The organism is Polaribacter butkevichii (assembly GCF_038024105.1).
GTDB lineage: Bacteria > Bacteroidota > Bacteroidia > Flavobacteriales > Flavobacteriaceae > Polaribacter > Polaribacter butkevichii.
Map to the genome: position 1 here is coordinate 2969722 of NZ_CP150661.1, position 24027 is coordinate 2993748.

16 protein-coding genes are annotated in these 24027 nt (G+C 32.1%); 14 read left to right on the top strand and 2 right to left on the bottom strand.

From position 1 onward, the window contains the following. Positions 1 to 161: 161 nt before the first annotated feature. Positions 162 to 1721: a hypothetical protein gene (locus WG951_RS12565; RefSeq protein WP_105049477.1), complete on the bottom strand. Its 1560-nt coding sequence runs from the start codon at positions 1719 to 1721 to the stop codon at positions 162 to 164. A 131-nt stretch (positions 1722 to 1852) separates the two neighbouring features. Between WG951_RS12565 and WG951_RS12570 the strand changes: the two genes are divergently transcribed. From WG951_RS12570 to WG951_RS12605, 8 genes are all read left to right on the top strand, one after another. Further along, positions 1853 to 3028, top strand: a complete 1176-nt coding sequence (locus WG951_RS12570) for a 2-isopropylmalate synthase (protein WP_105049476.1) — start codon at positions 1853 to 1855, stop codon at positions 3026 to 3028. Positions 3029 to 3130: 102 nt separating this feature from the next. Beyond that, entirely contained in the window at positions 3131 to 4252 is a 1122-nt protein-coding gene (gene leuB / locus WG951_RS12575) for a 3-isopropylmalate dehydrogenase (protein ID WP_105049475.1), read from the top strand. A gap of 449 nt (positions 4253 to 4701) precedes the next feature. Further along, positions 4702 to 6378 (top strand): dihydroxy-acid dehydratase, encoded by a 1677-nt coding sequence (gene ilvD / locus WG951_RS12580; RefSeq protein WP_105049474.1) that lies wholly within the window; start codon positions 4702 to 4704, stop codon positions 6376 to 6378. 91 nt (positions 6379 to 6469) lie between these two features. After that, complete coding sequence (gene ilvB / locus WG951_RS12585) at positions 6470 to 8203, top strand: biosynthetic-type acetolactate synthase large subunit (protein WP_105049473.1); 1734 nt, start codon at positions 6470 to 6472, stop codon at positions 8201 to 8203. Between the two features lie 91 nt (positions 8204 to 8294). Continuing rightward, entirely contained in the window at positions 8295 to 8825 is a 531-nt protein-coding gene (gene ilvN, locus WG951_RS12590) for an acetolactate synthase small subunit (protein ID WP_105049472.1), read from the top strand. Between the two features lie 130 nt (positions 8826 to 8955). Further along, positions 8956 to 10431, top strand: coding sequence for a ketol-acid reductoisomerase (gene ilvC, locus WG951_RS12595; RefSeq protein WP_105049471.1), 1476 nt, complete (start codon positions 8956 to 8958; stop codon positions 10429 to 10431). A gap of 73 nt (positions 10432 to 10504) precedes the next feature. Further along, on the top strand, positions 10505 to 11767 hold the full coding sequence (gene ilvA, locus WG951_RS12600; RefSeq protein WP_105049470.1) for a threonine ammonia-lyase IlvA: 1263 nt from the start codon (positions 10505 to 10507) through the stop codon (positions 11765 to 11767). A gap of 155 nt (positions 11768 to 11922) precedes the next feature. Further along, on the top strand, positions 11923 to 13515 hold the full coding sequence (locus WG951_RS12605) for an NADP-dependent glyceraldehyde-3-phosphate dehydrogenase (RefSeq protein ID WP_105049469.1): 1593 nt from the start codon (positions 11923 to 11925) through the stop codon (positions 13513 to 13515). Positions 13516 to 13620: 105 nt separating this feature from the next. On the opposite strand, the gene WG951_RS12610 is transcribed toward WG951_RS12605, so the two are convergent. Beyond that, positions 13621 to 14448, bottom strand: coding sequence for a universal stress protein (locus WG951_RS12610; protein ID WP_105049468.1), 828 nt, complete (start codon positions 14446 to 14448; stop codon positions 13621 to 13623). Between the two features lie 174 nt (positions 14449 to 14622). Here WG951_RS12610 and rimP point away from each other — a divergent pair, with 174 nt between their 5' ends. From rimP to WG951_RS12640, 6 genes are all read left to right on the top strand, one after another. After that, complete coding sequence (gene rimP / locus WG951_RS12615; protein ID WP_105049467.1) at positions 14623 to 15084, top strand: ribosome assembly cofactor RimP; 462 nt, start codon at positions 14623 to 14625, stop codon at positions 15082 to 15084. Positions 15085 to 15095: 11 nt separating this feature from the next. Continuing rightward, positions 15096 to 16352 (top strand): transcription termination factor NusA, encoded by a 1257-nt coding sequence (gene nusA / locus WG951_RS12620; RefSeq protein WP_105049466.1) that lies wholly within the window; start codon positions 15096 to 15098, stop codon positions 16350 to 16352. Positions 16353 to 16412: 60 nt separating this feature from the next. Then, positions 16413 to 19298, top strand: coding sequence for a translation initiation factor IF-2 (gene infB, locus WG951_RS12625; RefSeq protein ID WP_105049465.1), 2886 nt, complete (start codon positions 16413 to 16415; stop codon positions 19296 to 19298). Between the two features lie 171 nt (positions 19299 to 19469). Further along, the gene (locus tag WG951_RS12630; RefSeq protein ID WP_105049464.1) at positions 19470 to 20033 is read left to right on the top strand and encodes a porin family protein; all 564 of its coding nucleotides are present in this window, start codon (positions 19470 to 19472) and stop codon (positions 20031 to 20033) included. A gap of 176 nt (positions 20034 to 20209) precedes the next feature. Further along, entirely contained in the window at positions 20210 to 23575 is a 3366-nt protein-coding gene (locus WG951_RS12635) for a leucine--tRNA ligase (protein ID WP_105049463.1), read from the top strand. Positions 23576 to 23742: 167 nt separating this feature from the next. After that, entirely contained in the window at positions 23743 to 24000 is a 258-nt protein-coding gene (locus WG951_RS12640) for a SemiSWEET family sugar transporter (RefSeq protein WP_211296731.1), read from the top strand. Positions 24001 to 24027 lie beyond the last annotated feature (27 nt).

Genomic DNA, 24027 nt, shown 5'->3' on the forward strand with positions numbered 1-24027 from the left:
ATTTGTAGTTTTAGAAGAATTAGTATGTGTATACGATAAATTCACAAGACAAAAATAGGAGTATTATTTAATTTTTAGCCTTCTAGTAGAGATTATTTCTTGTTTTTAATCAATTTATATAGAATTATTAAAATTAAGCTATTTCAAATATTGTTTTCCTATTATTTGACGATTTGTTTTGTTTTTTCTTTAATAATTAAAGCGATAGGTTTGTTCTGTATTTTACTTTCTAGCCAAGATAATATGTCTAGATATAAAAATGCTCTTTTTTCATACGGATGATTTTCGAAGGTCTTTAACTTGGCATGAATTTTTTTGAATTCATTTTTAATTTCATGCGGAAAAACATCACTTAAATCTCTAATAGAAGTTAAAAAAACCTTTTGAACTTCTTGTAGGTTTTCCATTTTTAATAAAAATTTATAAGTATCTACAAACTGTCTTTCTAGGTCGTAGTCTAAACCGCATTCATAATGTGCAATTAAGTTTAATATACGAGCAAAACATTGTAAATCTTCTGCGGAACCTATGTTTTTAGATTTAATAATTTTTTGCAAGTAGATAATACATAGCTTGTTTTTGCCCATTCCAAAATACAAACAGGCAATTTTGTAATACAATAGAACAATGTAATGGTTGTCTAGTCTGTTTTTGTATTTATCAATTTTATTATTGATAATATCAACTAAGTATTCTCCTTTTTCAAAAGATCCCTCTAAAAAATGAAAGTGTAACTTGTTAGAATACAGATATAAAAATATTAACAACTCTGTGTTAGTATTCATCGGTATTTCTTTTTGATCTATTTCAGATTCAAAAAGAGTTAATTCTTTTTTAAATGTAGATACTTTTTTAACTAAAAAAGACGCTTCTAATAGGTAGTTTTTAGATTTTAAGTAAAAAACAGGGTGTGTGTTTATTAATTTTGGAGAGTCAAATAAATCGACACATTTTTTAGCGTATTTATAGCTCAATAAAAAATCCTGTACCAAAAAACTATGCCATAAATGTGCTTTGTATAACCATAGTTTTTCTCTAAAACCTAGTTTTTTATAGTTATACTTAGGCATTCTGTCATTAAAGTATTTGTCTACAAATTGCAGTTCTTCGATGTTTTTTACATACCCATTTTGTATTAAATGACTATATAGTTGTAATGATAGGTTAGATAGTTTACTGGCAATTACATTGTCTTGACTTAGTGATTTTGCTTCAATAGAAAGTTGGTTTGCTCTGTTGCTTAAACTTCTGGTTATGTATTGTGTTTCAATTACTTTTTCTAGTTCTACAATTTCGTAAGCAATATTTTTTTCTTCTGTATCTAAAGCCATGTGTTTGGCTTTTTCTAGCAGTTTTAAACTTTGTTTGTATAGTCCTTTTTGATATAAAACAGTTGCAAAATCTAATTGTTCTCTAATTTGAATTCGAACATTTTTATGAGCAGGGTTTAAACGAAGGCTAATTAAAATTTGCTTGTATAAATGCGCTTTTAAATTAGAAAGTTGTTGTTTAGAAACAATTCCACTTCCAATAATTACTTTTTCATCATAAATTTTCAGTTTTTCTAAAAATTTAAATAAAGAGAAAAACTTAGCATCGATGTTTCCACCTAATCTACCTACATATAAATTAAATTGCCTCTTTTCTGATTTAGTTAAAGACTTAATTAAAACAAAAAGAGCATCATTTTGTTGATTGGCTGATGTAACATTTTTACTCATAAAAAACTGATTATTAATAATTTAAGTTTTTGTAAATGATATTAGAAATCGTACGGAATGGTAAAAATAACTATTTATTTTAAGTTCAATATATACATTTGAGTTTAAATAAGATAATCTTTACAGAAATTATGCAAGATAACAAGGTTCAAATTTTTGATACAACATTAAGAGATGGGGAGCAAGTCCCTGGGTGCAAGTTAGATACAAGACAGAAATTAGTAATTGCTGAGAGATTAGATTTATTAGGTGTTAATGTTATTGAAGCTGGTTTTCCGGTTTCAAGTCCTGGTGATTTTATTTCGGTTTCAGAAATTGCAAAAATTGTAAAAAATGCATCAGTTTGTGGTTTAACCAGAGCTGTAGAAAATGATATTAAAGTGGCGGCACAAGCACTTGAATATGCTAAGTATCCAAGAATCCATACAGGTATTGGTACAAGTGATTCTCATATTCAATTTAAATTTAATTCAACGAGAGAAAAAGTAATAGAACGTGCAGTAAAAGCAGTTTCTTATTCTAAATCTTTTGTAGAAGACGTAGAGTTTTATGCAGAAGATGCCGGTAGAACAGATAATGAGTTTTTAGCAAGAGTTTGCGAAGCAGTTATTAAAGCAGGAGCTACGGTATTAAATATTCCTGATACAACCGGATATTGTTTGCCAGAAGAATATGGGGCTAAAATTAAGTATTTGCGAGAAAACGTAAAAGGAATAGATAATGTTATTCTTTCTTGTCACTGTCATAACGATTTAGGTATGGCAACTGCAAATTCTATTGCAGGTGTTATAAATGGAGCGCGTCAAATAGAGTGTACTATTAACGGTATCGGAGAAAGAGCGGGAAATACAGCTTTAGAAGAAGTAGTAATGGTGTTAAAACAACATCCATATTTAAACCTAGAAACAAGTATTAATACAAAATTATTGTACGATACAAGTATTATGGTTAGAGAAAGTATGGGGATGCCTGTGCAACCAAACAAAGCTATTGTGGGTGCAAATGCATTTGCGCATAGTTCTGGTATTCATCAAGACGGGGTTATAAAAAACAGAGAAACATACGAAATTATGGATCCTGAAGATGTTGGTGTTACAGAAAGTGCTATTGTATTAACGGCAAGAAGCGGTAGAGCTGCTTTAGCGTACAGAGCAAAAAAGGTAGGTTATGAGTTAACAAAAGTACAATTAGATGTTGCTTATGAAGCTTTCTTAAACACTGCCGATAAACAAAAAGAAGTAAAAGACGAGGATATTCATGCAATTATGAAAGAAGTAAGTAAAACCTCTAAAGTTACAACAATATAAAAATAAACTTTGTCTTCATAGGTAGTTGTAAATTTTAAGTGCACTATTTAAAAGAATCAACTACCTTTGATTACAAATTAATTTTTAGATTACAAGTACAGAATGAAATATACAATTGCAGTAATTCCCGGAGATGGTATAGGACCAGCAGTAACTACGCAAGCAAAAAAAGCATTAGACGCAGTTGCAGAGGTGTACGACCATATTTTTTTATATAAAGAAGCTCAAATGGGCGCTTGTGCAATTGATAAAACAGGTACTCCTTTGCCGCAAGAAACTATTGACATCTGTAGAAAAGCAGATGCCATTTTATTTGGAGCAATTGGAGAATCTAAATACGATAATGATCCATCCTTAAAAATAAGACCAGAACAAGGTCTTTTGCAATTAAGACAAGAATTAGATTTATTCTGTAACGTAAGACCTATAAAATCATATCCGAAGCTATTAAAGAATTCACCTCTTAAAAAAGATATTATTTCGGGAACAGATATTGTTATTTATAGAGAATTAACTGGCGGAATTTATTTCGGAAAAAAAGAAGTAAGTAAAGATGGGTTGTCTGCTTATGACGTATGTTCATATACCGTAGAAGAAATTTCTAGAATTACACATTTAGCATTTAAAGCAGCTCAAGATAGAAAGAAAAAAGTAACCTTAGTAGATAAAGCAAATGTCTTAGCAACCTCTCGTTTATGGAGAAAAACCGTTGCAGAAATTGCAAAAGAATACAAAGATGTTACCTTAGATTTTATGTTTATAGACAATGCTGCAATGCAAATTGTTCTAAACCCTAAAAAGTTTGATGTAATTTTAACAGAAAACCTTTTTGGAGATGTTATTTCTGATGTAGCTTGCGTTATTGGAGGTTCTATAGGAATTTTAGCATCGAGTTCAATAGGCGAAAAAAATGCATTATTCGAGCCAATTCACGGATCATACCCACAAGCAACCGGAAAAGATATTGCCAATCCTTTAGCGTCCATTTTATCAGCAGCTACAATGTTAGAATATTTAGGCTTGCATGATGAAGCAGATGCAATACAAAGAGCTGTAGAAAAATCGTTAGATTTAGGCATTACAACTCCAGATTTAAAAGGTAAAAATCAGTACTCGGCGTCTACCGCAAAAGTAGGCGATTTTATTGCCGATTATATTGCAAATCAAGAAGACAGTAATATGAATTTTCAAAACATTCATATGGGACAAAGCACTATTATTTAGAAGCTATTTCCAGCTTTCATTACTCGCTTTTTTTGTGAAAAAAACAAAAAAGAGCTCAAACAAACCATTCAATCTGGGCTAGCCTAATTTGCTTAATTTTGTTATTAAGAATAAAAGTAGTTGTATATTTAAAATAAAATTACAATATTTGAACACGTGAAAAAACAGATATTAAATATTATTTCTATTATCATCGTCATCGTAATTATTACGACATGATAAGGAAGTGCTATTTATATTTTTTATAAACAAACCTTCCATTTAAACGGAAGGTTTTTTTTATGAATTTATTTCAATGATTGAATATCATAATTAAATAGGGTTAATAATCTTTATATCAGTTATTTATGGTGTTTTTTTAACACCTGAATTTAAAGAATACTATTGAATATTATTCAATAAAAACAGAGAAACATAGTAATTTAGACAACAAATTGAAGAAAACAATAATGAAACTAAACAAACACAGTAGCAGATTAACGCAAGATGAATCTCAACCTGCATCACAAGCAATGTTATATGCAGTAGGTTTAACGGATGAAGACATGCAAAAGGCACAAGTAGGTATTGCAAGTACAGGTTATGACGGTAACCCGTGTAACATGCATTTAAATAATTTGGCGGCAGAAGTCAAGGTAGAAAGCAATATTGCAGGTTTAGTCGGTTTAGGATTCAATACAATTGGAGTTTCAGATGGTATTTCTATGGGAACTTCTGGTATGAATTACTCATTAGCTTCTAGAGATATTATTGCAGATTCTATAGAAACAGTTGTAAACGCTCAAAGTTATGATGCTTTAGTTTCTGTAGTTGGATGTGATAAAAATATGCCAGGAGCTGTTATAGCAATGTTGCGTTTAAATCGTCCATCAATTATGATGTATGGTGGTACCATTGCATCAGGAAATTACAAAGGAAGAAAATTAAATATTGTTTCTGCTTTTGAGGCTTTAGGTCAAAAAGTAGCAGGAGAAATAGAAGAAGATGAATATAGAGAAATTATAAAAAGAGCCATTCCAGGGGCTGGAGCATGTGGTGGTATGTATACTGCAAACACAATGGCTTCTGCAATAGAATGTATGGGGTTCTCTTTACCTTATAACTCATCAATACCAGCAGAAAATCCTAATAAATTATCAGAAGCAGAAAGAACTGCTTTAGCTATTAAAAATTTATTAGAATTAGATTTAAAGCCTTTAGATATTATCACTAAAAAGTCTTTAGAAAATGCCATTGCAATTGTAAATGCTTTAGGTGGATCTACAAATGCAGTGTTACACTTTTTAGCAATTGCACATGCAGCTGATATTGAGTTTACATTGGCAGATTTTCAAAGAGTTTCGGACAGAACTCCGTTAATTGCAGATTTAAAACCATCTGGTAAATACTTAATGGAAGATGTACACGGAATTGGAGGTACGCCTGCTGTGATGAAATATTTATTAGAGAATGGATATTTACATGGAGATTGTATGACCGTAACAGGTAAAACATTGGCCGAAAATTTGGCAGATGTAGAGGCAATCGAATTCGAAGATCAAGATGTAATTCATCCAAAAGATAAAGCATTAAAATCATCAGGAAATATTCAAATTATTTATGGAAATCTTGCCACAGAAGGAGCTGTTGCAAAAATTTCTGGAAACGAAGGATTGCTTTTTGAAGGAAAAGCAGTTGTTTACGATGGTGAACAAGCAGCAAACACAGGTATTTCTAACGGAGAAGTAGAAAGAGGAGATGTAGTCGTCATTAGGTATGTTGGACCTAAAGGAGGACCAGGAATGCCAGAAATGTTAAAACCAACTTCTTTAATTATGGGAGCAGGTTTAGGGAAATCTGTAGCGTTAATTACAGATGGTCGTTTTTCTGGAGGAACCCATGGTTTTGTGGTTGGACATATTACACCAGAAGCACAATCTGGAGGAACAATCGGAATTTTAGAAACGGGAGATAAAATTAGAATTAGCGCAGAAGACAATTCAATAAATGTGTTAATTTCTGATGAAGAACTCGCAGAAAGAAAAGCTAAATGGGTTGCACCAGCATTAAAACATACAAAAGGTATTTTGTATAAATATGCAAAAACAGTAGCATCTGCATCTAAAGGGTGTGTAACTGATTTGTAGTTTTACAATAGAATCAAGAATCAAGATAAAAAAAGAGACAAGATATCCTGCAAGGCTTTAATAACCTTGTAGGTATTTAAAAGATAAAACTATGGAAACACAAACCATAAAAAATAAGCAAAGCACAACTAAAACTACAGAAAGGATTTCTGGTAGTGAGGCAATTGTTAGATGCCTTATAGAAGAAGGAGTTAAGATTTTATACGGTTATCCTGGAGGGGCAATTATGCCTGTTTACGATGAGTTGTATAAGTATCAAGATAAAATTCATCACGTATTAACACGTCATGAGCAAGGTGCAACACATTCTGCTCAAGGTTATGCGCGTATTTCTGGTGAAGTTGGGGTTGCTATGGCAACTTCAGGACCTGGAGCAACCAATTTAATTACGGGTATTGCAGATGCACAAATAGACTCTACACCAATGGTGTGTATTACAGGTCAGGTTTTTTCTCATTTATTAGGAAGTGATGCATTTCAAGAAACCGATATTGTTGGTATTTCTACACCAGTTACCAAATGGAACTGTCAAGTAACAAAGGCATCGGATATTCCAGAAGCTATTGCAAAAGCATTTTATATTGCTAGAAGCGGAAGACCAGGACCTGTTTTAATTGATATTACCAAAGATGCTCAATTAGAAAAATTTGATTTTTCTTATGAAAAATGTACAAAAGTAAGGAGTTATGTTCCTGTTCCTAAAACAGATGTTAAGTCTTTAGAAGCTGCAGCAGAATTAATAAATGCAGCAAAGAAACCATTAGTAGTTTGGGGTCAGGGAGTTATTTTAAGTAAAGCAGAAGAAGCATTTAAAGCAGTAATTGAAAAAGCAGGAATTCCTTCTGCATGGACAATTTTAGGAGCTTCTGCAATTCCTACAAAACATCCTTTAAATGTTGGTATGGTTGGTATGCATGGTAATTATGCGCCAAATGTGTTAACAAACGAATGTGATGTTTTAATTGCAATCGGAATGCGTTTTGATGATAGGGTTACAGGAAAGTTAGATGAGTATGCTACACAAGCAAAAGTGATTCATTTTGAAATAGATCCTGCAGAAGTAGATAAAAACGTTAAAACAGATGTTGCAGTTTTAGGTGATGCAAAAGCTAGCTTAGAAGCAATTTTACCATTAATAAATAAAAATTCTCATACAGAATGGCATCAGAAATTTAAAGATTTATATGCTATTGAATATGAAAGAGTGATAAAAAACGATATACATCCAACCAAAGAAGGGTTAACAATGGGTGAGGTTTTAAATCAAATAAACATACAAAGTAAAGGTAATGCAGCCATCGTTTCAGATGTTGGTCAGCATCAAATGATTGCTTGTAGGTATGCTGAATTTAATAAAACTAAAAGTAATATTACTTCTGGTGGTTTGGGTACAATGGGCTTTGGTTTGCCTGCTGCAATTGGAGCAAAAATGGCAGCGCCAGATAGAGAAGTAGTATCTATTTCTGGAGATGGAGGTTACCAAATGACGATTCAGGAACTAGGAACTATTTTTCAGCAAAAAGCGGCTGTAAAAGTGGTGGTTTTAAATAACGATTTCTTAGGAATGGTGCGCCAGTGGCAACAGTTATTTTTTGAGAAACGATATGCATCAACAGAAATGGTAAATCCAAATTTTGTAGCCATTGCAGAAGGGTATTATATAAAAGCAAGAAAAGTTACTAAAAGAGAAGAATTAGCAGATGCTGTTAAGGAAATGATGGAAAGTAAAGAAGCTTATTTTTTAGAAGTTTGTGTAGAAAAAGAGGATAATGTATTTCCTATGATTCCTACAGGTGCAAGTGTTTCTGATATAAGATTAGAGTAAAAGAGAATTAAGAAAAGAGAATAAAGAACAAAGATTAAAGAGAAGAGTGGCAACTTTGAAACTTTAAACTTTAAACCTTGAACTTAAAAGCATGAGTACAGAAAAACAATTATTTACAATATCTGTTTATACAGAAAATAATGTTGGATTGTTGAATAGAATTTCAGCAATTTTTCAAAGAAGACACATCAACATAGAAAGTTTAAATATTTCTCCATCAGAAATTGTAGGAGTGGCTAAATTTACGATTGTTGTAAATATGATCGAAGTTAATGTTAAAAAGATAATTGGTCAGATAGAAAAACAAGTAGAGGTAATAAAAGCTTACTACCATGATCAGGATGAGATTATCTATCAAATTTCGGGCTTATTTAAAATAAAATCAGAATTGTTGTTCGAAGAGCGTCAAATTCAGAATATAATTAAAGAAAGCAACGCAAGAATTGTAACGGTTAATAAAGAGTTTTTTGTTTTAGAAAAATCGGGCAAGAAAGATGAAATTGTAGCGTTATACAACCAGTTAAGCGTATTTGGTATTATGCAATATACCCGTTCTGGTTTAATTGCGGTTACTAAAGAAGAAATGAAGATATCAGCATTATTAGAAACATACAACAACTAAAAATAAGTCAAAGAAAAAAGAGAAGAGAAAAAAGAGAAGAGACAAGAAATAAATCTATTACAAGTAAGATTTGTCTATCTTCTTTTTTCTATCATCTTTACTCTAAAACCAACAAACAAAAACAATAAAAATGTCAAATTATTTTAACACATTAACATTAAGAGAAAAATTAGAGCAATTAGGAAAATGTCGTTTTATGGACGCTTCAGAATTTGAAGACGGAGTAGAAGCGTTGAAAGGGAAAAAAATTGTTATTGTAGGTTGTGGAGCACAAGGTTTAAACCAAGGTTTAAATATGAGAGAGTCTGGTTTAGATATTTCTTATACCTTAAGACAAGCTGCTATCGATCAAAAAAGACAGTCATATATTAACGCATCTTCAAATAATTTTGAAGTTGGTAGTTACGAAGATATGTTACCAAGTGCAGATGTGGTTATTAATTTAACGCCAGATAAACAACATACAAATGTTGTAAATGCAGTAATGCCTTTAATGAAAAAAGGAGCTACATTATCTTATTCACATGGTTTTAATATTGTTGAAGAAGGAATGCAAGTTCGTAAAGATTTAACTGTAATTATGGTGGCGCCAAAGTCTCCAGGATCAGAAGTTAGAGAAGAATATAAAAGAGGATTTGGTGTACCAACATTAATTGCGGTTCACCCAGAAAATGATCCAGAAGGAAAAGGTTGGGCACAAGCAAAAGCGTATGCAGTTGCAACAGGTGGTCATAAAGCAGGTGTGTTACAATCTTCTTTTGTTGCTGAGGTAAAGTCTGATTTAATGGGTGAGCAAACTATTTTATGTGGTTTGTTGCAAACAGGAGCAATTTTATCTTTTGATAAAATGGTAGAAGAAGGTATTGAGCCAGGTTATGCAGCTAAATTAATTCAATATGGTTGGGAAACTGTAACAGAAGCTTTAAAACATGGAGGAATCACCAATATGATGGACAGATTGTCTAATCCTGCAAAAGTAGAAGCTTTTAGAATTTCTGAAGAATTAAAAGAAATTATGCGTCCATTGTTCCAAAAACATATGGACGATATTATGACTGGTCATTTCTCTAAAACAATGATGGAAGACTGGGCAAATGATGATAAAAACTTATTAACTTGGAGAGCTGCAACAGGAGAAACTGCTTTTGAAAAACAACAAGTTACAGATCAAGAAATTTCTGAACAAGAATATTTTGACCATGGAACTTTATTAGTTGCTTTTGTAAGAGCTGGTGTAGAATTGGCTTTTGAGGCAATGACAGAATCTGGTATTATTGCAGCTTCTGCTTATTACGAGTCTTTACACGAAACGCCATTAATTGCTAATACAATTGCAAGAATGAAATTGGCAGAAATGAACCGTGTAATTTCTGATACTGCAGAATATGGTTGTTACTTATTTGACCATGCTTGTAAGCCTTTATTAACTGATTTTATGAAAGCAGTTTCTACAAACGTTATTGGTAAATCTTTTAGCTCAGAAAACGGAGTTGATAACCAAGAATTAATTAGAATTAACAAAATTATTAGAAATCATCCGGTAGAAAAAGTAGGAGAGCAATTAAGAGCTTCTATGACAGCAATGAAAGTTGTAAAAACGGCATAATTAACTAAAGATTTTTTTTATAAAAACCTGTCAGATTTAATTGTCTGACAGGTTTTCTTTTTATATTCGACCCATGCAAACAAAGTCAAATTATTATCCAAGTTTAGAAAGCGTAAAAACAGCTGCAAAAAACTTAAAAGGAGTTGCTTTTGAAACTCCGTTGAGCAAAAACTTTAACTTATCAAAAGAATTAGAAGCAACAATTCTGTTTAAGAGAGAAGATTTACAAGTAGTACGTTCTTATAAAATTAGAGGAGCCTACAATAAAATGTCTTCTTTAACTTCGGATGAAAAACAACGGGGAATTGTTTGTGCAAGCGCTGGTAATCATGCGCAAGGTGTTGCTTTGTCTTGTAAATTGTTACAGATAAAAGGAACCATTTTTATGCCATCTCCAACTCCAAATCAAAAAATTAACCAAGTTAAAATGTTTGGAGAAGATTTTATTGAAATTGTAATTGAAGGAGATACTTTTGATGATGCTTCTGATGCAGCTAAACTAGAGTGTGATGCAAAAAAGAAAACCTTTATTCATCCATTTAATGATGAAAAAGTAATTGAAGGTCAGGCAACGGTTGGTTACGAAATTTTACATCAAACAGATAAAAAAATAGATTATGTTTTTGTACCTATTGGAGGTGGAGGGTTGTCTGCAGGGTTATCTTCTGTTTTTAAATACTTGTCACCAGAAACAAAAATTATTGGCGTAGAACCAGAAGGAGCTCCTTCTATGTTAACATCCATCAAAAATAAAAAGAATACAACTCTAGATGTAATTGATTCTTTTGTAGATGGAGCAGCGGTAAAAAGAGTAGGAGATTTGAATTTTGATATTTGTAAACAAAACCTAACAGAGGTAATTACGGTTCCAGAAGGAAAAATATGTCAGACAATTTTAGATTTATATAACAAAGATGCCATAGTGGTAGAGCCTGCTGGCGCTTTAAGTATTGCTGCATTAGATTTTTTTGCTGATGAAATTAAAGGTAAAAATGTAGTTTGTGTGGTAAGTGGTAGTAATAATGATATTACAAGAACGGCAGAAATAAAAGAACGCGCTTTGGTGTTTGCAAATTTAAAACACTACTTTATTGTAAAATTTCCGCAAAGAGCAGGGGCTTTAAAAGAGTTTGTGGCAGAAATATTGGGTCCAAATGATGATATTACACATTTTGAATACACTAAAAAGAATAACAGAGTAAACGGAGCTGCCGTTGTTGGTTTAGAGTTAAAATCTTCTAAGGATTTAGCGCCTCTAATCAATAGAATGAAAGAAAGAAGTTTCTTTGGCGACTACCTAAATGATAAGCCAGATTTGTTTCAATTTTTAGTTTAATAACGCCTAAATACCAAGGTAAAAGGGTTTAAAACATCGAAATCCTTTTCGTGTTTTAAATAATAAATGAGGTATTTTACAGTTATTTTTAGTTAATTTTGGACAATAGATAATTATAAGGCTTATTTTTTATACAATCTATTAAAATTTAATTTATGAAAAAACAATTTACAGAAATACCAGAAGCATATAAAGTCAATTCACTATTACATCAAAAAACGTATTTAGTAGATGGTGAATTAAAAGAATGGAAAGGAGAATTTGCAGAGGTGTATTCTACAATTTCATCAACAAAAGAATACAAGCCAACTTTATTAGGGACTGTACCTAATTTAACAGGAGAAGAAGGAATAGAAGCTTTAAACTCTGCGTACAGAGCCTATGATAAAGGGCAAGGTTTGTGGCCAACAATGCGTGTTGCAGACAGAATAGAATGTATGGAAGAGTTTGCAGAGCAAATGAAAACCAAACGAGATGAGGTTGTAAAATTATTAATGTGGGAAATTGGAAAAGCTTTACCAGATTCTGAAAAAGAATTTGATAGAACTATAGAATACATTTACGATACTATTGAAGACTATAAGCAAATGGACAGGGATTTTGCTAAGTTTGAAAAAAACAGTGGAGTACATGCTCATATTAGACGTGGTCCTTTAGGTGTAGTTTTATGTTTAGGACCATATAATTACCCTTTAAATGAAACATTTGCACTGTTAATTCCTGCTTTAATTATGGGGAATACAGCTGTATTTAAACCTGCAAAACATGGAGTCTTGTTATTGTCTCCATTATTAGAGGCTTTTCAAAATAGTTTTCCAGAAGGTGTGGTCAATGTAATTTATGGTAGAGGTCGTGTTTTAGCAACTCCTATTATGAAAACAGGTAAAGTAGATGTGTTAGCTTTAATAGGTAACAGTAAATCTGCAAATGCTATTCAAGCAAACCACCCATTTAAAAATAGATTACGTTTGGTGTTAGGTTTAGAAGCTAAAAATCCTGGAATTGTATTACCAGATGCGGATTTAGACTTAGCAATAGATGAATGTCTTGCTGGAGCAACTTCTTTTAACGGACAACGTTGTACTGCTTTAAAAATATTATATGTTCATGAACATATTGTAGATAAATTTAACAAACGATTTGCAAAAAGAGTAGATGCTTTAAAATTTGGAAACCCATGGGAAGAAGGAGTGAAACTAACACCTTTACCAGAACCAGGTAAGCCTGCTTATATTCAAGAATTAATTGATGATGCTACTGCAAAAGGAGCAAAAGTGATTAATAAAAAAGGAGGAGAAACTACAGAGAATTACATTTTCCCATCAGTTTTATACCCTGTTTCTAAAGATATGAGAGTGTTTCAAGAAGAGCAATTTGGTCCTGTAACACCTATTGTTTCTTTTAAAAATATTCAAGAACCTTTAGATGATATGGCAGATTCTAATTATGGGCAACAAGTAAGTGTTTTTGGTAGCGAGGTAAAAACTTTAGCGCCATTAATTGATACGTTAGTAAATTTAGTGTGTAGAGTAAATTTAAATAGTGCTGCTCAAAGAGGACCAGATGTATATCCTTTTACAGGAAGAAAAGATTCTGCAGTTTCTACATTAAGTGTGCATGATGCACTGCGTTCTTTTTCTATTAGAACTTTTGTTGCGTCTAAAGATACACCGTATAATAATGCTATTTTAGAAGAGTTATTAGATAAAAAAGCGTCTAACTTTATCAATACAGATTATCTATTGTAAGAAAATTAGAAGTATTATAGATTTAAAAACCTCCAGAAATGGAGGTTTTTTGTTTTTAGAGCATGGGTGTCTGTAAGTTAATTTAGAAACACTCCATGTTATTATCTAAACCTTAATAGTTAGCATTGGTTTTAGAGCGTTTTTAGATAAGCTTTTGGTAACACTACCTGTAAATAAGTGCGCTAAGCCTGTTCTTCCGTGTGTGCTTAAGGCAATTAAATCTGCATTAATATCGTTAGAAAAGTTTAAAATTCCTTTTTCTACGGTAGTATCGCTATAGACGTTAATTTTATGTTTTGGTAAATTAAAATCTGTAATAAAATCTTTTATTTTTTGTTTTGTTTCTGAGGTTGCATGAAAGTTTGCAGGTGTATTTACTTTTAATAAGTGAATTTTACTATCAAAAATAGTAGCAAAATCAACAAACTTGCTAAAGACTTCTTTGTTTTCTTCTTTAAAATTAGAGGCAAAAACCAAATTTTTTAATTTAAATTTTTTACTATCTTGTTTAATAACAATAACGGGTGTTTTAGAATTTCGTACAACTTTCTCTGTATTAGAGCCAATAATCATTTCTTCTAATTCAGAATGACCTTTAGATCCCATTATAATTAAGTCTGCATTAATTTTATCAGCATATTTTTGAATGCCTTCAAAAGGAGAGTTTAGTTTTATAAGGTATTCTACGTGAGTGTCTTTGTTAAAAAAAGTATTTTTAAAATGAAGTATCTTTTCTCTAATTTTTCTTAAATACAACATGCTTTCGGGGATGCTAAATTTACTGCTTGCTGCCATGTCTATGACACCTTTAGGCACTTCAATTAAATGAATCAGGTAAATAGTTGCATTTGTTTTTGCAGCTATTTTTGCTGCAATTTTAGAAGCATATTCAGATGTTTTTGAAAAATCTATAGGGACTAAAATTTTTTTCATATCACAAAAATTTAAAGGTTCATATCAACGTATCTAAAGTTACAAAAAATATTTGACTTCAACTTAGTTTGGTAAATCCCAAACATTTAGTATATTTGCACCGAAATTTATAATAAATGGGGAAGGAAGGGGACTAAGAGTCCCCTCTTTTTATATTTTATTTTAAGCATTAAAATGGACCAAACCAAGGTAAGAGATTTAGTAGATGAAGCATTAGCACTGAACGAATCATTGTATTTGATAGATTTATCAATATCAGAAAACAATAAAATTCAGGTTACAGTAGATGGTGATAATGGAGTTCCATTAAGTGAATGCATTAGAATTAGTAAAAGTGTAGACGGTAATTTTGATAGAGAAGAAGAAGATTTCTCTCTAGAAGTCTCTACACCAGACATTTCTCATCCACTTAAAGTAAAGAGACAATATATTAAAAACATTAATAGAATACTAAAAGTAAAAACTTCTGAAGAAGAATTTGAAGGGACTTTAGTTGAAGCAGATGAAGATAAAATTGTTCTAAACTGGAAAGCAAGAGAGCCAAAACCAATAGGTAAGGGAAAAGTTACTGTGTTAAAAACAGCAACTATAGATTATCAGGATATTAAAGAAGCAAAAGTGAAGATTGTATTTTAAGCAAAAATGTAATGGAGAATATAGCATTAATTGATTCGTTTTCAGAATTTAAAGATAACAAGAGTATAGACAGAGTAACATTAATGTCTATTTTAGAAGAAGTTTTTAGAGCTGCCTTAAAACGTAAGTTTGGTTCTGATGATAATTTTGATATTATTATTAACCCAGATAAAGGAGATTTAGAAATTTGGAGAAATAGAGTTGTGGTTGCAGATGGTTTTTCTGAAGATGATAATGAAGAGATTGAATTAGCGGAAGCAAGATTAATTGAGCCAGATTTTGAAATTGGTGAAGATGTATCTGAAGAAGTGAAATTAATTGATTTAGGAAGAAGAGCTATTTTAGCATTACGTCAGAACTTAATTTCTAAAATTTACGAACACGATAGTACAAATATCTTTAAGCAATTTAAAGAATTAGAAGGAGAATTGTACAGTGCAGAGGTGCATCACATACGTCATAATGCAATTATTTTGTTAGATGATGATGGCAATGAAATTGTGTTACCAAAAAGTGAGCAAATTCGTTCAGATTTCTTTAGAAAAGGAGATTCTGTAAAGGGTGTTATAAAAACAGTAGAGTTAAGAGGGAACAAACCAGCGATTATTTTATCAAGAACATCGCCTGTTTTCTTAAATAAACTGTTTGAACAAGAAATTCCTGAAGTTTTTGATGGTTTAATTACTGTTGAAGGCGTTGCTAGAATACCAGGAGAAAAAGCAAAAGTAGCGGTAGATTCTTATGATGATAGAATAGATCCTGTTGGAGCTTGTGTTGGTGTAAAAGGTTCTAGAATTCATGGTATTGTACGTGAGTTAGGGAATGAGAATATAGACGTTATTAACTATACCAAAAACGAACAATTATTTATTTCAAGAGCATTGAGTCCTGCTAAAGTGACATCAATGGAAATAGAAATGTTTGATGAAGAAAGAAACGGTAAAAAAGGACGTGTAAGCGTTTTATTAAAACCAGAAGAAGTTTCTAAAGCAATTGGTAGAGGAGGGGTAAATATTCGTTTAGCAAGTGAGTTAACAGGTTACGAAATAGACGTTAAGAGAGAAGGTCTAGAAGAAGAAGACGTAGAGTTAACAGAGTTTGGAGACGAAATTGAAGATTGGGTTATTGTTGAATTCAAAAAGATTGGTTTAGATACTGCAAGAAGCGTATTAGAAACTAGTGTGGCAGAATTGGTAAGAAGAACTGATCTAGAAGAAGAAACAATTATGGATGTTCAAAGAATCTTGAAAGAAGAATTCGAGGACTAAGTATAGTATAGAATTAAAGTAAAAAGTATATTTTTACAAGTATAAAGTTAAAAAGAATTTATGTCTGTAGGCAAAACAATGAGGCTTAATAAAGTTTTAAGAGAATTAAACATTTCTCTTGATAGAGCAGTCGAATATTTAGCGGGTAAAGGTCACGAAATAGAATCGAGGCCAACCACTAAAATTACGGGTGACGTCTATCAAGTTTTACTTGATGGCTTTGAAAAAGACGCAAGCAAAAAAGCTGCATCTAAAGAAGTTGGAGAAGAAAAACGTAAAGAGAAAGAAGCTATTCGCTTAGAGCATGAAGCTAAGTTAGAGAAGAAAAGAGCGGAAGAGGTTAAGAAAGAAGAGGTTTTAAGGGCCAAAGCAGATAAATTAGAGTTTAAAACTGTTGGTAAAATAGATATCGATAATATCGGTAAAAAACCTGCTGACAAAGTTGAAAAGGTAAAAGAAGAGCCTAAAGAGGTTGTTGTAGAGCCTAAGGCAGAAACGCCTAAAACTGAAACACCTAAAGTAGAAGAGCCAAAAGTAGTTACAGAAACTCCAGTGGTTGAAGCAAAAGCCGAAACTCCGAAAGTAGAAGAAACTCCTGTGGCAGATAAACCAAAGGTTGTTATTCCTGAAGTTAAAAAAACGGTTTCTGAAATAGAAAAAGAAGTTTCTAAAGTTGGTGATAAACCAAAAGGGAAAAGAGAGGTTTCTAAATCTGATGAAAAAGTAGAGGAAGTTACTGCAGAAAATGCAGAAGCTATTAAAACTCAATATAAAAAATTAGACGGTCCTAATTTTACAGGTAAGAAAATTGATTTAAAACAATTTGAAAGACCTAAGAAAAAGAAACCAGAACCTAAAAAAGATGCAAACGCAGACAAGAAGAAACGTAAGCGTATTGTAACTAAAGCAGGTGCGCCAGGTTCTGCTACTGCAAGACCAAGTAGACCAGGTCAAGGTAATAGAAGCGGTGGTGGAAGTAGACCTCCTTTTAATAGAGGCGGACGAGGAGCAGCAAGACCAGCAGCAGTTAAGAAAGAAGAGCCAACAGAAGCAGAAATTCAAAAGCAAGTAAGAGAAACGCTAGAGAAACTGCAAGGAAAATCTTCTAGAGGTAAAGGAGCAAAATACCGTAGAAATAAAAGAGATGCACATAGAGAACATTCTGATGCTGAGTTAGAAGCACAAGCATTAGACAACAAAATCTTAAAAGTAACAGAATTTGTTACTGTAAGTGAAGTTGCTACAATGATGGAGGTTCCTGTAACAAATATTATATCTGCATGTATGTCTTTAGGTATGATGGTAACAATGAATCAGCGTTTAGACGCAGAAACATTAGTTATTGTTGCCGAAGAATTTAACCACAAAGTAGAATTTGTTGGGGCAGAAGTAGAAGAGTCTATAGAAGAAGTTATAGATAAACCAGAAGATTTAGAAACTCGTGCGCCAATTATTACGGTAATGGGTCACGTAGATCATGGTAAAACATCTTTATTAGATTACATTAGAAAAGCAAATGTTATTGATGGTGAAAGTGGAGGAATTACACAACACATTGGTGCATATTCTGTAAAAGTTGGCGATCAAAAAATAGCATTTTTAGATACACCAGGTCACGAGGCGTTTACCGCAATGCGTGCACGTGGGGCGCAAGTAACAGATTTAGTTATTATTGTAGTTGCAGCAGATGATGATGTAATGCCACAAACTAAAGAAGCAATTTCTCATGCGCAAGCAGCAGGAGTGCCTATTATATTTGCAATCAACAAGATTGATAAACCAAATGCAAATCCAGATAATGTAAAAACGCAATTATCTCAAATGAATTTGTTGATAGAAGAATGGGGTGGTAACATACAATCTCAAGATATTTCAGCAAAACATGGAACAGGTATTCCAGAATTATTAGAGAAAGTTTTATTAGAAGCTGAAATTTTAGAATTGAAAGCAAACCCTAAGAAGAATGCAGTTGGTGCGGTAGTGGAAGCATTATTAGATAAAGGTAGAGGATATGTTTCTACCATATTAGTACAAGCAGGAACTTTAAAAATTGGAGATTACTTGTTAGCAGGTAAACACAGTGGTAAAGTAAGAGCAATGTTTGATGACAAAGGAAACAACTTAAAAGTTGCCGGACCATCAACACCGGTATCTATTTTAGGTTTAGACGGAGCGCCACAAGCGGGGGATAAGTTTGTAGTATTTGATGATGAAAGAGAAGCAAAACAAATTGCATCTAAACGTTCTCAATTACAACGTGAGCAATCTGTAAGAACTCAAAAAACATTAACGTTAGATGAAATTGGACGTAGAATTGCGTTAGGAGACTTTAAAGAATTAAACATTATCTTAAAAGGAGATGTAGATGGTTCTGTAGAAGCATTAACAGATTCTTTCCAAAAATTATCTACTGAAGAAATTCAGGTTAATATTTTACATAAAGGTGTTGGAGCCATTACAGAGAGTGATGTGTTATTAGCATCAGCATCAGACGCAATTATTGTTGGGTTTAATGTTCGTCCGCAAGGAAATGCTAGAGTAGTAGCAGATAGAGAAGAGGTAGATATTAGAACATATTCTATTATTTATGCAGCTATCAACGACTTAAAAGACGCCATGGAAGGAATGTTATCTCCAGAAATGAAAGAAGAAGTTACTGGTAATGTAGAAATTAGAGAAATCTATAAAATCTCTAAAGTTGGTAACATTGCAGGTTGTATGGTAATGTCTGGTAAAATTCAAAGAGATTCTCAAATTAGAATTATTAGAGACGGAATTGTAGTGCACGATGGAACTCTAACAGCGTTAAAACGTTTTAAAGATGATGTTAGAGAAGTTACAAAAGGCTTTGATTGTGGTATTCAAATTAAAAACTACAATGATATTGCTGAAGGAGATGTAATTGAAGCATACAAAGAAGTAGCAGTGAAGAAGAAATTGAAATAATAATTTTCGATATTTTTTTTAAATTATATAAGCCGCAAACACTGTTTGCGGTTTTTTTTATGGCTATTGTTCAATGAGTCAGTGTCTAGCATTCTAGACAAAAAAATAACAAAAAAAATAATAAAATGGCATAAGGTTTGCCTTAAAGATGAAAATAAAAACTAAGAAATTATGATTAAAAAATTATGGATTACCTGTGTTTCTATTGCTTTAGCAGGAACGTTAAATGCACAAGACGTAAAAATAGGGCTTAAGTTAGGGATGAATATTGCCTCTGTAAATGGAAGTAATGCAAATAATCTCGACTCGAGAACAGGATTTATTATTGGTGCTACATCAGAGGTTTCGTTAACTGAAAAGTTTTCTATACAACCAGAATTATTGTATTCCGTACAAGGTGCGCAACAAAAAGATAATTTTAAGTACGATTTAAATTACGTTTTACTTCCTATTATGGCGAAGTATTATGTTGCAAAAGGATTTTCAGTAGAAGCAGGACCACAATTTGCTTTTTTAATAAAAGATCAATTGGTACCAATTGATCAATATAATGGTGGAGGTAAAGAAAATACAGATGCAGAAAATTTTGATCTTGCAGCAAATTTTGGAATAGGTTATCAGTTTGATAGTGGCATTTTTTTTCAAACAAGATACAATTTAGGGTTGATTGCTATTAGTGAAAATCCAGATATTAAAAATGGTGTTTTTCAAATGACTTTAGGATATCAATTCTAAAAAAAAAACATATATAACATCTTCTTCATCTAAATGAAGAGGATGTTTACTTTTAACGAAATCGTTCTTTTTAGCTAGATTTTACCATACGAATCATTCCTGTTTAAGCAAGTTCGTTTTTACTTTAATCTTCTAAAGAATAAACGTAAATTTGCACACTTTAATAAAAGAATCAAATGCAATATAATCACCTAGATATAGAAAAGAAATGGCAAAAATTTTGGGCAGAAAACCAAACTTTTAAAGCTGATAATAAATCTGAGAAGCCTAAATATTATGTGTTAGATATGTTTCCTTACCCATCGGGAGCAGGTTTACATGTTGGACATCCTTTAGGATATATTGCAAGTGATATTTATGCACGTTACAAACGTCATAAAGGTTTTAACGTATTGCATCCGCAAGGATATGATTCTTTTGGTTTACCGGCAGAACAGTATGCTATTCAAACAGGTCAGCATCCAGCAAAAACAACAGAAGAAAATGTTGCAACCTACAGAAGACAATTAGATACGATTGGTTTTTCTTTTGATTGGAGCAGAGAAGTAAGAACTTCTAGCCCTGAGTATTATAAATGGACTCAGTGGATTTTTATTCAATTATTCAACTCTTGGTATAATAAAGATACAGACAAAGCAGAAGATGTTTCTACGTTAATTTCTATCTTTAAAAAAGAAGGAAATACAACTGTAAACGCAGTTTGTGATGAAGATATTCAAACTTTTTCTGCGGATGAATGGAAAGCTTTATCAACAAAAGAACAAGAAGAAATATTATTACAATACCGTTTAACGTTTTTGTCTGATACAGAAGTAAACTGGTGTCCTGCTTTAGGAACCGTTTTAGCAAATGACGAAATTGTAAACGGAGTATCAGAACGTGGAGGTCATCCTGTTATCAGAAAGAAAATGACACAATGGTCTATGCGAATTTCTGCCTATGCACAACGTTTGTTAGACGGATTAGAAAAAATAGATTGGCCACAACCTTTAAAAGATTCTCAAACCAATTGGATTGGGAAATCTGTGGGTGCCATGGTTACTTTTGATGTAGCAAATGGTTCTGAAAAAGTATCATCTGAAGTAAAATTATCTTATAAAGAATTAGAAGCTTTAAAAGAATTACGACAAAATTTATCGAAAGCAGAAACAGTTCTTTGGAACGAGTTAAAGAATAAAAAAGGAGCATCAAAATTTAGAAAAAAATATACGATTGGTACATTTTTAGTAGATTATGTTTGTGTTGCTAAAAACTTAATTGTTGAGTTTTCTGGTAAAGAAGATGAAGCAGCAAGAGATCTTTATTTTGCAAGCGAAGGTTTTAATGTTGTTCGTTTTACAAATGAAGAAGTACTTGAAAATGTGCTTAAAGTTGTTACTGCTATTAATTCGGCAATTCAATTTCCAAAAAAGATTGAAAAAACTGAAAGCGAAAAGAATGTCACTTCGAGCGCAGTCGAGAAGACTTACAAAATTGATGTTTTTACAACACGTCCAGATACAATTTACGGAGTAAGTTTTATGACATTGGCTCCAGAACATGAGTTGGTATCAAAAATTACAACAGATGCACAAAAAGCCGAAGTAGAGGCTTACATTGCAGCCACTGCAAAACGTTCTGAACGTGATAGAATGGCAGATGTAAAAACCATTTCTGGTGCGTTTACAGGTGCGTATGCAATTCATCCTTTTTCTGGTGAAAAGGTTCAAATCTGGATTGGAGATTACGTGTTAGCAAATTACGGTACAGGAGCAGTTATGGCAGTTCCTTGTGGAGATCAACGTGATTATGACTTTGCTAAACATTTTGGAATTCCGATTCCTAATATTTTCGAAGATGTAGATATTTCTGAAGCAGCACACACTGGTAAAGACGGAACAAAAATTGCAAATTCTGATTTTTTATCAGGATTAAAATATAAGAAAGCATTAAAATTAGCCATTTTTGAAATGGAAAAACGTGGCTTCGGTTACGGAAAAGTAAATTATCGTTTGCGTGATGCTGTGTTTAGCAGACAACGTTATTGGGGAGAACCTTTTCCAGTATATTATAAAGACGGTATGCCACAAATGATTGATGCAGAACATTTGCCAATTGTTTTACCAGAAGTAGAAAAATACTTGCCAACTGAAGATGGAAAACCACCTTTAGGAAACGCAACAGAATGGGCTTGGGATTCTCGTGGAAAGAAAGTGGTTTCTAACGATAAGTTAAAAAACAAAACGGTGTATCCTTTAGAATTAAATACAATGCCAGGGTGGGCGGGTAGTTCTTGGTATTTTAACAGATACATGGATGCTACAAACGCTAATGAGTTTGCAAGCAAAGAAAACTTAGACTATTGGAAAGAAGTAGATTTATATATTGGTGGATCTGAACACGCAACAGGACATTTATTATACGCTCGTTTTTGGCAAAAATTCTTGTTTGATAAAGGAATTGTACCTGTAGATGAGTTTGCAAAAAAACTGATTAACCAAGGAATGATTTTAGGAACTTCTGCATTTGTATACAAAGCAACAGCGTTTGTACAAAACGGTTGTGGTTGTTCTGATGAAAAATCTATGGATGATGTTTTAGAGAAAATACCAACGGTTTTTGTTTCTAAAAATTCTTTTACGACAGATGACGAATTTGAAACTGTGGTAAAAAATTACTTATTAGATAACAAGTTTTTAGATCCTAATTTTGCAGATTTAGTAATGATAACTAAAACGGCTTTACATGTAGATGTTTCTTTGGTAAATGCTTCGGATGAATTAGATGTTGATGCGTTTAAAAATCATGCTTTAAATAGTGATTACAAAAATGCCGAATTTATTTTAGAAGATGGCGCTTATAAAGTAGGACGTGAAGTAGAAAAAATGTCTAAGTCTAAATACAATGTTGTAAATCCGGATGCTATTTGTGAAGAATACGGAGCAGATAGTTTACGATTATTCGAGATGTTTTTAGGCCCTTTAGAACAAGCAAAACCTTGGAAAACTTCTGGTATTTCTGGAGTTTCATCTTTCTTAAAGAAATTATGGAAACTGTACTTTAACGGTGAAAATTTTGATGTTTCTGATGCAGCGCCAACTAAAGATGAGTTAAAAACATTGCATAAAACCATAAAAAAAGTAGAAGATGATATAGAGAATTTCTCTTTTAATACCTCTGTTTCTACCTTTATGATTGCTGTAAATGAGTTAACTGCTTTAAAATGTAATAAACGTGCAATTTTAGAACCTTTAGTAATTCTGGTTTCTCCGTATGCACCACATATTGCAGAAGAATTATGGAGTTTGTTAGGAAATAATGAATCTATTTCTACGGCAGATTTCCCTGTTTTTGAGCCAAGTCATTTGGTAGAAAGTGCTAAAAATTACCCAATTTCTTTTAACGGGAAAATGCGTTTTACATTAGAACTTCCTTTAGATTTATCTAAAGAAGAAATAGAAAAAGTAGTAATGGAAAACGAAAAAACAATTGCTCAGTTAGAAGGTAAAGCTCCTAAGAAAGTAATTATTGTTCCTGGTAAAATTATAAACATTGTAATCTAATACACGTAAGGGGTGCTTTTGTATTAGCTTGTTTTTGTCATTCCGAACGAAGAATTGAAGAGGAATCTCATAAAGAGAATAACTGTTTTTATGAGATTTCTCAATCGCAAAAAAGCTTATTTAGAAATGACAAATGATGTAATTCATATATTAGAAAAATATAAACAGTGATAGATTTACACGAAGTTATTGGTTTAGTTGCAGCCGTTTTTACTACAACATCATTTTTACCGCAAGTTTTTAAAACATACAAAACAAAAGATACCTCTGGGCTTTCTTTATCGATGTATATAATCTTCTTTATTGGAGTTCTTTTGTGGTTAATTTATGGTGTTTGGATAAACAGTTTATCAATAATTTTAGCTAATTTAATTACCGCTATTCTAACCTTATACCTTTTAGTAATGAAGATTAAGTATAAGTAAGAAGATAAATTTTATAAATAATTAAAA

Excerpts from the sequence above, each read along its gene's own strand:
- ilvD (WP_105049474.1), top strand. The coding sequence starts at position 4,702 with ATGAAACTAAACAAACACAGTAGCAGATTAACGCAAGATGAATCTCAA.
- WG951_RS12610 (WP_105049468.1), bottom strand. The coding sequence starts at position 14,448 with ATGAAAAAAATTTTAGTCCCTATAGATTTTTCAAAAACATCTGAATAT.
- rimP (WP_105049467.1), top strand. The coding sequence starts at position 14,623 with ATGGACCAAACCAAGGTAAGAGATTTAGTAGATGAAGCATTAGCACTG.
- ilvA (WP_105049470.1), top strand. The coding sequence starts at position 10,505 with ATGCAAACAAAGTCAAATTATTATCCAAGTTTAGAAAGCGTAAAAACA.
- leuB (WP_105049475.1), top strand. The coding sequence starts at position 3,131 with ATGAAATATACAATTGCAGTAATTCCCGGAGATGGTATAGGACCAGCA.
- ilvN (WP_105049472.1), top strand. The coding sequence starts at position 8,295 with ATGAGTACAGAAAAACAATTATTTACAATATCTGTTTATACAGAAAAT.
- nusA (WP_105049466.1), top strand. The coding sequence starts at position 15,096 with ATGGAGAATATAGCATTAATTGATTCGTTTTCAGAATTTAAAGATAAC.
- WG951_RS12635 (WP_105049463.1), top strand. The coding sequence starts at position 20,210 with ATGCAATATAATCACCTAGATATAGAAAAGAAATGGCAAAAATTTTGG.
- ilvC (WP_105049471.1), top strand. The coding sequence starts at position 8,956 with ATGTCAAATTATTTTAACACATTAACATTAAGAGAAAAATTAGAGCAA.
- infB (WP_105049465.1), top strand. The coding sequence starts at position 16,413 with ATGTCTGTAGGCAAAACAATGAGGCTTAATAAAGTTTTAAGAGAATTA.
- WG951_RS12630 (WP_105049464.1), top strand. The coding sequence starts at position 19,470 with ATGATTAAAAAATTATGGATTACCTGTGTTTCTATTGCTTTAGCAGGA.
- ilvB (WP_105049473.1), top strand. The coding sequence starts at position 6,470 with ATGGAAACACAAACCATAAAAAATAAGCAAAGCACAACTAAAACTACA.
- WG951_RS12605 (WP_105049469.1), top strand. The coding sequence starts at position 11,923 with ATGAAAAAACAATTTACAGAAATACCAGAAGCATATAAAGTCAATTCA.
- WG951_RS12565 (WP_105049477.1), bottom strand. The coding sequence starts at position 1,721 with ATGAGTAAAAATGTTACATCAGCCAATCAACAAAATGATGCTCTTTTT.
- WG951_RS12570 (WP_105049476.1), top strand. The coding sequence starts at position 1,853 with ATGCAAGATAACAAGGTTCAAATTTTTGATACAACATTAAGAGATGGG.